This window comes from Shewanella sp. 3_MG-2023, from assembly GCF_030548765.1.
Classification (GTDB): domain Bacteria; phylum Pseudomonadota; class Gammaproteobacteria; order Enterobacterales; family Shewanellaceae; genus Shewanella.
Genome location: NZ_JAUOSH010000015.1, coordinates 18,627 through 31,382 on the forward strand (window position 1 = coordinate 18,627; position 12,756 = coordinate 31,382).

Sequence of the window (12,756 nt, forward strand, 5' to 3'; positions counted from 1 at the left end):
ATTACTCCTCGCGGGTCACGCGCAATACTTCTTCAAGGGTGGTAACCCCTTTCAGTACTTTGCTCATGCCATCATGACGGATACTTGGAATCGTTTGACGGACATACTTTTCAATGGCTAACTCACCGCGGCCACCGTGAATTAATTCACGAACGTTGTCATCAACAGTGAGTAATTCATGGATACCGGTACGACCTCGATAACCATTATGACCACAGGCTTTACAGCCTTTAGCGCGATAAATCACTCGGGTATCATTGACCGTTATGCCTAATAATTCGCGCTCACGCTCATCTGGCTCATGCTCGACCTTACATTCGTTACACAAGGTACGAATAAGTCGCTGGGCTAATACACCCAGTAAGCTTGAAGACACCAAGAAAGGCTCAACACCCATATCTTGCAGACGAGTAATCGCGCCCGATGCCGTGTTGGTATGCAAGGTCGAAATAACCATGTGACCGGTTAGTGAAGCTTGCACTGCAATTTGTGCGGTTTCTAAATCTCGGATTTCACCAATCATGACCACATCAGGATCTTGACGTAATATCGCCCGCAAACCACGGGCGAAGGTCATATCCGCTTTCATATTCACTTGAGTTTGGCCAATGCCTTCCAGTTCATATTCAATCGGATCTTCAACGGTTAAAATGTTGGTGTCTTTGGAGTTAATCTCAGTTAACCCCGCATACAGGGTGGTACTTTTACCTGAACCTGTTGGGCCGGTAACCAAAATAATACCGTGCGGTTTACGAATTAACGCTTCAAATTCATCTTGGATAGACAGGGTCATACCCAATAATTTTAAATCTAGGTTGCCGGTATTTTTATCCAGTAGTCGTAATACCACTCGCTCGCCATGGCTTGATGGCATGGTAGAGACACGCACATCAACTGCGCGGCCGGCAATACGTAATGAAATACGACCATCTTGCGGCACACGTTTTTCTGCGATATCTAAACGCGCCATCACCTTAATACGTGAAACCAACAATGAAGACAGTTTACGGTTAGGTTTTAAAACTTCTTTCAAAACCCCATCAATACGGAAACGGACGATTAATTGCTTTTCGTAGGTTTCGATATGGATATCAGAGGCTTCTTCTTTAATGGCTTCTGATAACAAGGCGTTGATCAATTTAATGATTGGCGCGTCATCATCACCTTCGAGCAAATCTTCGGTTTGTGGCAGTTCTTCGGCGAGGGTAAATAAATCCATTTCATTACCAATGTCTTCCATCAGCTGCTGGGCTTCTGATGAATTAGCCTGGAATGTGTGGGTTAATTTCGCTTCAAAGTCTTCTACCGGCAGCTTGACTAACACCAGATCTTCACCGGCATAACGGCGCACTTCAAGCATGGCATCAAGTGGGGTATTACTGGTGTAGTAAAGCTTTAGGGCATCGGCTTCTTTGGCCAATGCCAAATTAAAGCGATGAGAAAAAGCAAATGGCAGGCGTTCACGACTGTTGGAGTGAAACACCTCATCATTAAGCTCTTCGGCTTCTAAGCCTAAATCGGTAGACACCTGTGCCAATTGTTCAGTCATTGCTGCTTCACTCATTGGCATCATCTTCTTGTTCGGTTTCTGCAGCTTCAGTGACTGCATTGTCTAGATCTTTTCTTTCGCTAATATGCTTAAGCGCAGGGTCTGTTTCGCGCATCTTAGTTTCTAACTCTTTACCTTCTTTGTAACGATTAAGCACTTCGTTCACTTCATCAGGTAAGTAAGCTTCTTGATCCCACTCAGTTAACACTGGCACATTGGTCTTAGGCATTAAGTTTACGCCGCGCTCTTGTTGCTCAAGTTGCAGGGCGCGGAAGTAGTTATATTTACGACCAGCGATGCCTTCCATGGTGATACCGTCACGAATAATGGTTGGCTTGATAAATACCATCAAGTTCTTCTTTTTCTTACCGCTTGATGAAGACTTAAATAAGTGACCGATAATCGGTAAGTCACCTAAAAATGGCACTTTTTGTACTGACTCTTGTACTTCTTCATTAATCAAACCGCCCAGTACTACAATCTGACCAGAATCTGCCATAACCGTGGTAGTTAAGCGACGAGTTGCAAAGGTCACATCGACACCAGTTTTACCGTTAATACCTGACACTTCTTGCTCAATGGTCAGCTTAACCGCATTACCTTCATTGACTTGTGGTACCACTTTTAATTTAACGCCCACTTCTTTACGTTCAACGGTTTGGAATGGGTTGCTGTTACCGTTACTTGAGTTTTGGCTACCGGTAAGAATAGGTACTTCGTCACCAACGATGAATGATGCTTCTTGGTTATCAAGGGTGGTAATCGACGGTGTTGCAAGTACGTTTGATTTGGTATCACTTGAAACCGCTTGGATTAAGGCGCCGAAGTCACCCATTGCCACGCCCCAAGCCATGCCGTTCACTTTACCTAATGCTTGCGCCAGTAAGGTAATATCACCACGTGAATCTGGGTTTTCAGTACAAGTACCATTTTCGGTACACACTGTAGTGCCTTCTTCACCTTGTGCTTGCCATACACCTGCGCCAATCTCACCTATGGTTGGGCCTAAGTTATTAAACTGAGTACCACCACCAGCAGCTGATGCCCATTGAATACCAAAGCCAACATCATCGCCTTCTGATACTTCAACAATAATCGCTTCTACCAATACTTGTGCACGGCGAATATCTAACTGGTTAATCACGCTTTCAATGGTGCGCATTTGATCCGGTTCAGCGCTGATCACCAAAGCATTGGTATCAACGTGAGCCATAATATTAATTTCTTTACGCTTGCTACCCGAGGTTTTACCCGCATCTTGATCGCTCACGAGTTGGTCAGCAAAACCGGTTAGCACTTCGACTAAATCTTCTGCTTTAGCGTAGCGTAAGTAGCGTACTTTAGTGTTACCAGTGTTAGCTTGCTCAGCATCTAGACGACGAATTAGATCGACCACGCGTTGACGGCTCTTTTCATCACCACTCACAATAACGGCGTTCATACGCTCATCAGCCACCACTTTTGGCGCTTGACCGGGCATTTGTGCTTGATTAGCGCTGGCGCGATAAAGGGTATCAACAATACGGACAATCTCACCGGCTGAGGCATATTCAAGGGATACCACTTCAACAGCTGTATCACCTTGCTTATCGACACGGCGAACAATTTCTACTAATTTATTTACGACAGCTGCGCGGCCTGAAATCATCAATACGTTAGATGGGTCGTAGTTCACTACGTTACCGCCACCAGCATTATCATTAAGCTGGCGCAGTAATGGCGCTAGTTGTTTAGCTTCGGTGTTGTATAACGCCACAATGCGGGTGACCATTTCATCGCCCAAGCCTGGGGTGTTATCATCAGCGACGCGAATAGCTGCAGTTTTGGCATCTTTATCTTTAATGACTTTAATAACGCGGTTTTCCATTTCAACCACGGCATAGCCATACACCTGCAAAACATTGAGGAAGAACTGGTAGTACTGCTCGTCATCTAATAAGTCGTAACTGCGGACGTTAATTTTGCCGCGAACAGTAGGATCAACGATGATGGTCTTATTGAGGTTTTTACCCACAATATTAATGAATTCCTGAATGTCTGTGCCTTTGAAATTGGCAGCATACTGTTCCGACCAAGCAGCTTGAGAAGCCAGCATGGCAATACCGGCAACCATTCCAGCAAATAACTTGCGTCGAATTCCGTAACTCTTCATTATTTTCAATCCTCTACTGCCCATACTATTCTGGCAAACTAAAAATTATTTCAACTAACTGCCCATCACGTTCGACCATGACGCCAATTTCGGTTAATTCTGCTAATTGCCCCATCACTTCTAACGACTGCCCCATATCAGTTAAGTCGTAGCCGTTGATGGATTTGGCTAAATCATTTGCTTTAAAACCTGCTGAGGCAAATAAAGACTTATTTTTGCCCGGGTTTAATCGATAACCGCTGATGCCATCTGCACCGCTGACTGGTGAGATAGCCAGATAGTCGGTTAATTTACCCGGATCGGCTAGTAATTCATCACGTGAATCGGCTAACTCTTGAGAGAGCACACTGCGCTGAACCGTTTGCACGGTGCGATTTTGTTTTGCTTTTTGAAGTGATTCATTGGCTTGGCTTTGAGTGGTGTAATTTAAGCCATCAAGCATTAAGGTTTCATAGCGGCCCGCATTGGTAATAATAATGCGGTCGGCATAAACTTCTTTTAATGACGCTGAAGTGCCTTTGATTTTGTCACCTAGGCTGTAGGTTTCTTGGCTGCCTTTTGACTCGATAACCGCAAGGCCATGTGAATCAGAAGTTGATGCCACCACACCTGTCAGCAAAATAGACAAGTTAGTTTTAGGGGCATCGGTAATTTGTTCCACTGGAGCGGGCTTTTTCGCTTGGGTATCACTGGCACCTTTTTTACCAAACAGTGATAACTGTTGCACACCGCTGAGCTCAATACGTTTCGCGCTAGCAGAAGAAGTTGGCGATGGTTGCCATGCTACAGCTTGAGAATTAACAGGCATTAACTTCCAAGTGATCTGAGCAGCAATTGATAGCACGATCACTAACCCTAACCAAAAGAAGGCCGCGCTCAGCTGCTTTTGAGGAAGAGCCGCAACCTTGGTAATAACTTTATCTAATACATCCATATTTGCTTTGACCCTCAGCACAGGTCGCTGTTCTTATTCTGTTAATTTAGGAAATACTGCATCATGCTAACCTACACGGCTTGTCGCAACAAGCCCATAGCATCTGGATTGGCGAAATACAGCTGATTATGCTACATTTGCGCGCTTAAAAAGGCTGTGAGAAATGCCACTATTTAGGCTCTTGCCTCCATTTTACATGTGAAAAATGTCAACCTTGTGAACTCATACCACTTTTGAGGGGGCTTAATGAGCATAGCTCAAGTTAATACCATGTCAGTAAGGTTAGATAAATGGTTATGGGCGGCACGTTTTTATAAAACTCGCTCGCTAGCAAAAGACATGATCAATGGTGGCAAAGTTCACTATAACGGCCAAAGAGCCAAATCGAGCAAACTAGCAGAAGTCGGTGCAACAGTGCGACTTCGCCAAGGGCACGATGATAGGGAAATAATTATTGCTCAATTGTCTGAACATCGACAAGGGGCTGCTATAGCGCAAACGCTATATCAAGAAACGGCTGAAAGCATCAAAAAACGCGAGTTTAATGCTGAAGCCAGGAGATTAAATATCTTAAATAATCCGGCGCCTGAAACTAAGCCGGATAAAAAGCAACGTCGACAACTTAAACGCTTTAAAGAGTTATAAACTTTTTAACGGCACAACAAATTGAGAGACCACATGAGCAAAGATCTATTACATCGCTACTTATTCGATAATGCCGAAGTCCGTGGTGAAATGGTACAACTGGAAAACAGCTACCAAGAAATTTTAGCCGCCCATGATTACCCTGTTGCATTACAGCACATCATCGGCCAATTAATGGCGGCAACGTCATTGTTGACAGCCACCATTAAATTTACTGGCGACATCAGTGTGCAATTGCAAGGTGATGGCCCAGTATCTTTAGCAGTTATCAATGGCAGCAACTTACAGGCCTTACGCGGCATAGCCCGCTGGAAAGGTGAGTTAGCAGATGACGCTTCACTGACGGAGCTGTTTGGCCAAGGTATTATGGTGATTACCCTAACCCCTGATGAAGGTGAACGCTACCAAGGTATTGTGTCTCTTGAGCATGCTGATTTAGCCGCCTGTTTAGAAGAATACTTCAATCAATCTGAGCAGCTCCCCACAGTGATCCGTTTATTTGCTGACGGTAAACAAGCTGCCGGTATGTTGTTACAGGTATTACCGACTGAAAACAAAGAAAACGAAGAGTTCGAACACTTATCTGCGCTGACTCATACTATCAAGTCAGAAGAGCTATTTGGCTTAACCGCAGAAGAAGTGTTACATCGTTTATACCATCAAGAAGAAGTGCGCTTATTTGATCCTATCGATGTCACCTTTAAGTGCAGTTGCTCTAAAGAGCGTAGCGCTAAAGCGCTGGCGACCTTAGAGCAAGCAGAAGTTGAAGCCATACTCGCTGAAGAGGGTAAAATTGAAATGGACTGTGAATATTGTCCTGCAGTTTACAACTTTGACAGTATCGATATTGCGGCAATCTTTGCTGGTAACATGAGTGCAGACAAGCAGCAATAACTGTTACCTCCTCAAGTAAACTTTCAAAAAAAGCGCCTAAGGCGCTTTTTTTATCGCTAAAAATCCCCCTTTCAACTTAAAAAATGCCACTAATTACAAAAAAGTTACCAAACTGTTACTCCTCCGTGCCGTTATTGCGTTATTATTAAATTGCATAGGGATCGCTAATTTAGTGTTCAACCGAACCTTAATTCAGCCGCACCTAAGCCAAACTTAAGCAAGCTAACGTAAGTCATCCTAAACAAAAAAATCGGCGCCATAGACCGATAAACGACCTACTTATGACGGAGAACCACTCGATGACAGATGAAACCAACAGCGTACACCTTAACCTTACTAGCGCTGAGTTAATTGAACTTGCTTTACAACGTAATGAAGGGACATTAACCGCCAATGGCGCACTGGTAGCAAAAACCGGCGCAAGAACAGGTCGCTCTCCCAACGACCGCTTTATTGTTCAAGAAGCCAACACCCAAGATGAAATCGACTGGGGCTCAGTCAACAAAGGTATCGCTGCCGATACCTTTGATGCACTTTGGGGCCGTGTTGAAGCCTACCTTGCTGATAAAGAGCTTTTTGTTTCTGAACTTGAAGTTGGTGCCTCTGATGAGCACTACCTTCCGGTTCGTGTTACTACAGAATATGCTTGGCATCAGGTATTCGCCCGTAATCTATTTATCACCCCAGAAAGCTTTAACCGTGGCGATAAAGCAGTATGGCAAATTATCAATGCACCTGATTTTGTTTGCGATCCTGCCCGTGACGGCACCCACTCCGATGCCGTAGTGATGATTAACTTTGCCTCCAAAAAGGTACTGCTTGCAGGACTTAAATACGCCGGCGAAATGAAAAAGTCGATGTTCTCGGTGCAAAACTTCTTATTGCCAGCAAAAGGGGTATTGCCAATGCATTGCTCCGCTAACGTGGGCGCTAAAGGTGACACTACTTTATTTTTTGGCTTATCAGGCACAGGGAAAACCACCCTTTCAGCCGATCCTAAGCGCTTTTTAATTGGCGATGATGAACATGGCTGGGCACCGGGCGGGGTATTTAATATTGAAGGCGGCTGCTACGCTAAATGTATCGACTTAAGTCAAAAAAATGAGCCGGTTATTTGGGATGCGATTCGCTTTGGCACCGTACTTGAAAACGTGGTGTTAGATGACTCTCGCACTCCTGATTACACAGATACTAGCTTGACTGAAAACAGCCGTGCTGCTTATCCGTTAGAGCATATTGGCCAGCGCGTTGAAGAAAATCGTGGCGCTGAGCCTAACTCGGTGGTGTTTTTAACCTGTGACGTATCTGGGGTATTACCGCCAGTGTCTGTGTTAACCAAAGAGCAAGCGGCTTATCACTTCTTGTCAGGTTATACCGCCAAAGTCGGCTCAACTGAAATGGGCTCGACCGCAGCCATTCAATCGACCTTCTCAACATGCTTTGGCGCACCATTCTTCCCACGTCCAGCAGGGGTTTATGCTGAACTATTGATGAAGCGCATTGAATCATTTGGCAGCCAAGTTTACTTGGTTAATACTGGCTGGACTGGTGGACCTCACGGTGTTGGTAAGCGTTTTGACATCCCTACGACCCGCGCGATTGTCGATGCCATTGTCAGCGGCGAGCTTAAAGACGTTGAAACCATGCATATTGATAAACTTAACCTTAAGGTGCCTGTCGCGGTATCAGGGGTTGAAACTGCATTATTGAACCCAGTAAACACTTGGGCAGATAAAGCTGAATATGCCAAATTTGCTCAGCAACTCGCCGAAGAGTTCACCGCAAACTTTGCTAAGTATGACGTGTCTGATGAGATTAAAAATGCTGGCCCTAATAGCTAGTGTTGAGCCGATGACATATTAACTTGTCATCACGGCGCTACCAAGTTGAAGCCTAATCAAAAAGCCGCAAATCCCCAGTTGCGGCTTTTTTAATGGCGTAATTTACTTTCCTTGAATCAGTATCAATCTGCTATTGCCTCCATAGAGAATTAATTTAAGATGACACAATAAACTTTGGATATATCATAGGGATATCTATGCGCCGCGCCATCATTGCCACTCTAGTGATTAATTCATTCTTGCTGCTCAATAGCAATGCATTCGCCACTGAAAACCTTAGTAAGCATTCGGAAAAAATAATAACTGCCAGCCCTAGCGTTAATAACACCTTTGTAAACGACCCTATTTTACCGCCAATTGCCAGCTGGCAAGGCGCCAGTAAAGCATTAATTCAATCAAAAAATGCACCATGGGCGACCCCTTTTGAGCAAAACGGTTTAATTAGCAGCCCTAATTACAATGATACCCAGCAATGGCTCACCAAGCTGGTCGACAGCAGTGATTTACTGCAACAAGTCTCCATCGGTAAAAGCCCCCAAGGCCGTGATATTTGGATGCTGGTCGCATCGGAAGAAGGGGCTGCCACTGCTAAAGAGCTTAGCGGCAATAATAAACCCACAGTCCTGGTACAGGCGGGGATCCATTCTGGCGAGATTGATGGCAAAGATGCCGGCATGATGTTGCTACGTGACATTAGCCATGGCGACAAAAAAGCCTTACTGGATAAGGTAAATCTGTTGTTTGTGCCCATTTTAAGTGTCGATGGTCATGAGCGCAGTGATGAGTTTAATCGGGTTAATCAGCGAGGGCCAGTTAATATGGGCTGGCGCACCAACGCCAGAAACCTTAATTTAAACCGTGATTACGCCAAGTTAGATACCCTTGAATTACAGCATATGATCCGTGCCATCAATTTGTGGCAACCCGACTTGTACATTGATGTCCATGTGACTGACGGCATCGACTACCAATACGATGTCACCTTTGGTTACAACGTCAAACAAGGCTATAGCCCAGCAAGTTTTGATTGGCTAGAAAACTATTATCGCCCTGAAGTTGAAGCGGCGCTGACCAAGCAAGGTCATGTCCCTGGCGGGTTAGTGTTTGCCATTGATAATACCGATATGTCTAAAGGGCTGTCTTACTGGAATCCAAGCCCACGCTTTTCAAATGGTTACGGTGATGCGCGCCATTTACCGACCATTTTAATTGAAAACCACAGCTTAAAACCCTTTAAACAACGGGTGCTTGGTACCTACGTGATGCTTGAGCAAACCCTTAAAACGGTTGCCGAGCATGGCACTAAATTAACAGCGGCAATTTATGAAGATAAGTACCGCACCCCGCAGCAGCTTGCGTTAACTTGGCAAAGCGTCAAACAACCCCAAGGTTGGGATTTTAAAGGCATTGACTACAGCGTTGAGCAAAGTGACATTAGTGGCACAAATGTGGTCAGATGGAATGGCCAGCCAAAGCTATACCCTAACTTACCGCTAATGGGTAACACTGAAGCCGATATCATCACTCAACGGCCTAAATTCTATTATGTTCCCGCCCAGTGGCAGCAAGTGATTGAGCGCTTAGCCATACATGGCGTAAGAATGACTCGCTTAGAAAAGCCTAAAACCATCAAGGCGGCGCAATACCAATTTAGTCAGCCTGAATTTAACGCAGTAGATTATGAGGGTCGTCAACGGGTTAAAGCTAGCAGCACTAAAGTTAAAATAACAACCACTTTACCAGCTGGTACTATTCAAATTGCCACTAACCAACCTCTGGGTGATTTAGCCATTTTACTGCTGGAACCTCAATCTGCAGATTCGTTTTTTCAATGGGGATTTTTCAATAGCATCTTTACCCGTACTGAATACATTGAAGACTATGCCGTCGAGCCATTAGCGGCCAAAATGCTGGCTGAAGACGATAATTTGAAACTAGAATTTGAAAAAGCCTTAGAGGATGAAGCCTTTGCTGCAGATCCGAAAGCCAGACTGCGCTGGTTTTATCAACGTAGCCCCTATTACGATGAGCAATACTTGAAGTATCCAGTACTGAGATCTCACTAACTCAAATTCTAAAGCTAACGATAACCAGCTGCAGCAGCAAACATTGCCACTTAATACGCCATAAGCGCCTGTTAAGTGGCTTTAGCTTGCGCGTTTTCATAACTCGCAATCATGGCTAACTTTTGCCTACGCGTTAACTTCTTTACCGCTATTTCCCGCTTCAATGCACGACTTCTATCAGGCTGTGACTCTTGATATACCAGTGTGAGTGGCCCTTTTCCTTTTAAGAATTTAGCCGCTTTTACGCCACCAGCTTGATGCTCAGCAAAACGGCGACTAACATCTGTGGTAACCCCAGTGTACAAGTGACCGTTATGGCATTTGACCATATATAAAAACCAAGCAGATGCCACGATTGCTGGCTTTTTCGATGTGGTCATTAGACTATTATTGCAGTCACTGGCAGTTTGTTGGTTTTGGGTCGGCATCGATATAAAAAACCTTCGGTCTGATCATAGTTATCTGCTGCCAGCATGGCATAATGCAGAATCAAACATAAATCTTATCATCTTAGCACTCGCTAAGTGCAATCAGTATATGGCAATAGCCATGTGAGGAAGCAACGATGTCAAAGCAACCAGATGCCTGCGCACAACCCGATTTAATGCCGCCACAGGAGGCTATCGAAGCGTTATTAGCGCAAGTTAATGCCACCCAAGACAATGAAATGGTCAGCTTAAATGATGCAGTTGGGCGAGTATTATCTGAGAATTTAGCTTCTTGTATTGATTTGCCTCCCTTTGATAATTCATCAATGGATGGCTTTGCTTTTCGTTTTGAAGATTTAAACCTCAGCGCAGCATCGACTGAACTGACCCTTATCGGCACCTCATTTGCGGGTCACCCTTTTAAAGGGACGCCTCAAGCCAATACTTGTATCAGGATAATGACCGGCGCGCCGGTACCCGCTGGTTATGACACAGTGCAGATGCAAGAAAAAACTACCACCAATGCTGACATCATTAGTATTGAAGCGCCCAAAGCGAAAGGCGCTAACGTGCGCTACCGCGGCGAAGAGTTGCTTGCTGGTACCAATGTGTTAAAAAGTGGCATTCAAATTCGCGCCGCAGAGATGGGCGTACTGGCCACTATCGGTATTAGCCAAGTCAGAGTAAAACGTAAGCTTAAAGTCGCCTTTTTCTCAACGGGTGACGAATTAAGACCTGTTGGTAGCGATCTCGCCCCTGGGCAAATTTATGACTCTAATCGCTACTCAATTAAAGGCTTATTAACCCAAGCAAACGTGGAATGGATTGACCTAGGTGTCATCGAAGATGACAAAGAAGCTATTCGAGGTGCATTCAGAGAAGCAGCAGAGCAAGCTGATATCGTGCTCACCTCTGGCGGGGTTTCAGTGGGTGATGCGGATTACACCAAACAAATTTTGTCTGAAGAAGGTGAAATCACCTTTTGGCGCTTGGCCATTAAACCGGGTAAACCGTTTGCCTTTGGTAAATTAGGTAAAGCGGTATTCTGCGGTTTACCGGGTAACCCTGTGTCATCAATGGTGACGTTCTACAAGCTTGTTTGGCCTATTATCAACAAAATGCAGGGCTTAACCCCTAAAGCACCTGTCATCGTAACAGCGACACTTTCAAGCCCTATCCGTAAACAGCCGGGCCGCGCCGAATACCAGCGTGGGGTGCTTAGCCGTGATGACAATGGCGAGTTAGTTGTTTCCACCACTGGCGGTCAAGGCTCTGGCATGTTGACCTCAATGAGCCTAGCGAATTGCTTTATTAACTTAGCGCAATTTCAAGGCGATGTAGCAGCGGGTAGCACAGTCGAAGTTGAACCCTTTAACAGCGTGCTTTGCTAAGGATTAATAATGACCGACAGCAAGGGGCTAGCAGCTTAATGAGCAATGATATGTTAACTGACGATATTCTTACCGATAATGAAATGCTACGTTATAGCCGCCAAATATCCATTAAAGCCATGGATATCGAAGGTCAGGAGAAACTTAAACAAGCCAAAGTCTTAGTCATAGGCGCTGGCGGTTTAGGCTGTACTGTGACCCAATATCTGGCAGTGGCAGGTGTGGGTGAAATGACCATAGTGGATTTTGATACAGTAGAGTTATCAAATCTGCAACGCCAAGTGCTGCATCATGATGAAAATATTGGCCAAGCAAAAGTTGATTCCGCTAAGCAAACATTACAGCAACTCAATCCGCTAATCCGCATCAATACCATTAATCAGTTTCTGGATGAAGCTGCCATTGAGCAGTTGGTATCAGCACATATGTTAGTGCTGGATTGCACCGATAATGTGTTAGTTCGCGAGCAACTTAACCGCAGCTGCTTTAAGCATAAAGTCAGTTTTATTTCAGCGGCAGCTATTCGCATGGAAGGCACGGTGACGGTATTTGATTATCAGTCGCAGTCACCTTGCTATCAATGCTACAGCAGTCTGTTTGGTGAGCAGCAACTAACCTGTGTTGAATCAGGAATATTAGCCCCTGTCGTGGGCTTAGTGGGTTGTATTCAAGCCACTGAAGCCATTAAGGCCATTAGCGGTATGGGCCAAGGGCTTAATGGGCGCATTCTAATGATTGATGCCATGACCATGGAGTTTCGAGAAATGAAACTACCGAAGCAAACTCACTGCCCCGTTTGTGGGCAATAGAAGTAATTCACCTAGCAAGGCAAACTTGTCTATAGTTGAAGAAGAGA

At 44.9% G+C, this 12,756-nt stretch carries 10 protein-coding genes; 6 read left to right on the forward strand and 4 right to left on the reverse strand.

The features are described from left to right. Position 1 precedes the first annotated feature (1 nt). From gspE to gspC, 3 genes are read right to left on the reverse strand one after another with little or no spacing between them, the layout of a single operon-like run. On the reverse strand, positions 2–1,564 hold the full coding sequence (gene gspE / locus Q4591_RS10185) for a type II secretion system ATPase GspE (protein ID WP_102436025.1): 1,563 nt from the start codon (positions 1,562–1,564) through the stop codon (positions 2–4). Further along, positions 1,557–3,701 (reverse strand): type II secretion system secretin GspD, encoded by a 2,145-nt coding sequence (gene gspD / locus Q4591_RS10190; RefSeq protein ID WP_102436023.1) that lies wholly within the window; start codon positions 3,699–3,701, stop codon positions 1,557–1,559. The genes gspE and gspD overlap by 8 nt, the downstream gene beginning before the upstream one ends. A gap of 25 nt (positions 3,702–3,726) precedes the next feature. After that, positions 3,727–4,635, reverse strand: a complete 909-nt coding sequence (gene gspC / locus Q4591_RS10195; RefSeq protein WP_102436021.1) for a type II secretion system protein GspC — start codon at positions 4,633–4,635, stop codon at positions 3,727–3,729. A gap of 246 nt (positions 4,636–4,881) precedes the next feature. Here gspC and hslR point away from each other — a divergent pair, with 246 nt between their 5' ends. From hslR to Q4591_RS10215, 4 genes are all read left to right on the forward strand, one after another. After that, positions 4,882–5,280: a ribosome-associated heat shock protein Hsp15 gene (hslR, locus tag Q4591_RS10200; protein WP_102436019.1), complete on the forward strand. Its 399-nt coding sequence runs from the start codon at positions 4,882–4,884 to the stop codon at positions 5,278–5,280. 33 nt (positions 5,281–5,313) lie between these two features. Then, positions 5,314–6,174, forward strand: a complete 861-nt coding sequence (gene hslO, locus Q4591_RS10205) for an Hsp33 family molecular chaperone HslO (RefSeq protein ID WP_303460929.1) — start codon at positions 5,314–5,316, stop codon at positions 6,172–6,174. A gap of 299 nt (positions 6,175–6,473) precedes the next feature. Then, positions 6,474–8,015 (forward strand): phosphoenolpyruvate carboxykinase, encoded by a 1,542-nt coding sequence (locus tag Q4591_RS10210; RefSeq protein ID WP_303460931.1) that lies wholly within the window; start codon positions 6,474–6,476, stop codon positions 8,013–8,015. A 197-nt stretch (positions 8,016–8,212) separates the two neighbouring features. Continuing rightward, entirely contained in the window at positions 8,213–10,081 is a 1,869-nt protein-coding gene (locus Q4591_RS10215; RefSeq protein WP_102436015.1) for a M14 family metallopeptidase, read from the forward strand. A 71-nt stretch (positions 10,082–10,152) separates the two neighbouring features. Here Q4591_RS10215 and Q4591_RS10220 read toward each other — a convergent pair whose 3' ends face one another. After that, positions 10,153–10,509: a GIY-YIG nuclease family protein gene (locus tag Q4591_RS10220; RefSeq protein ID WP_102476462.1), complete on the reverse strand. Its 357-nt coding sequence runs from the start codon at positions 10,507–10,509 to the stop codon at positions 10,153–10,155. A 137-nt stretch (positions 10,510–10,646) separates the two neighbouring features. On the opposite strand from Q4591_RS10220, the gene moeA reads away from it, so the two are divergent. Both moeA and moeB read left to right on the forward strand, forming a co-directional pair. After that, a complete protein-coding gene (gene moeA, locus Q4591_RS10225; protein WP_102476463.1) occupies positions 10,647–11,900 on the forward strand; it encodes a molybdopterin molybdotransferase MoeA in 1,254 nt (417 codons plus the stop codon). Positions 11,901–11,938: 38 nt separating this feature from the next. Beyond that, positions 11,939–12,709 (forward strand): molybdopterin-synthase adenylyltransferase MoeB, encoded by a 771-nt coding sequence (moeB, locus tag Q4591_RS10230; RefSeq protein WP_303460935.1) that lies wholly within the window; start codon positions 11,939–11,941, stop codon positions 12,707–12,709. Positions 12,710–12,756: the final 47 nt, after the last annotated feature.

Bases quoted from the DNA above. Each gene is read 5' to 3' on its own strand.
- gspD (WP_102436023.1), bottom strand. From the start codon at position 3,701: ATGAAGAGTTACGGAATTCGACGCAAGTTATTTGCTGGAATGGTTGCC.
- hslR (WP_102436019.1), top strand. From the start codon at position 4,882: ATGAGCATAGCTCAAGTTAATACCATGTCAGTAAGGTTAGATAAATGG.
- moeB (WP_303460935.1), top strand. From the start codon at position 11,939: ATGAGCAATGATATGTTAACTGACGATATTCTTACCGATAATGAAATG.
- Q4591_RS10220 (WP_102476462.1), bottom strand. From the start codon at position 10,509: ATGCCGACCCAAAACCAACAAACTGCCAGTGACTGCAATAATAGTCTA.
- moeA (WP_102476463.1), top strand. From the start codon at position 10,647: ATGTCAAAGCAACCAGATGCCTGCGCACAACCCGATTTAATGCCGCCA.
- gspC (WP_102436021.1), bottom strand. From the start codon at position 4,635: ATGGATGTATTAGATAAAGTTATTACCAAGGTTGCGGCTCTTCCTCAA.
- Q4591_RS10210 (WP_303460931.1), top strand. From the start codon at position 6,474: ATGACAGATGAAACCAACAGCGTACACCTTAACCTTACTAGCGCTGAG.
- Q4591_RS10215 (WP_102436015.1), top strand. From the start codon at position 8,213: ATGCGCCGCGCCATCATTGCCACTCTAGTGATTAATTCATTCTTGCTG.
- gspE (WP_102436025.1), bottom strand. From the start codon at position 1,564: ATGAGTGAAGCAGCAATGACTGAACAATTGGCACAGGTGTCTACCGAT.
- hslO (WP_303460929.1), top strand. From the start codon at position 5,314: ATGAGCAAAGATCTATTACATCGCTACTTATTCGATAATGCCGAAGTC.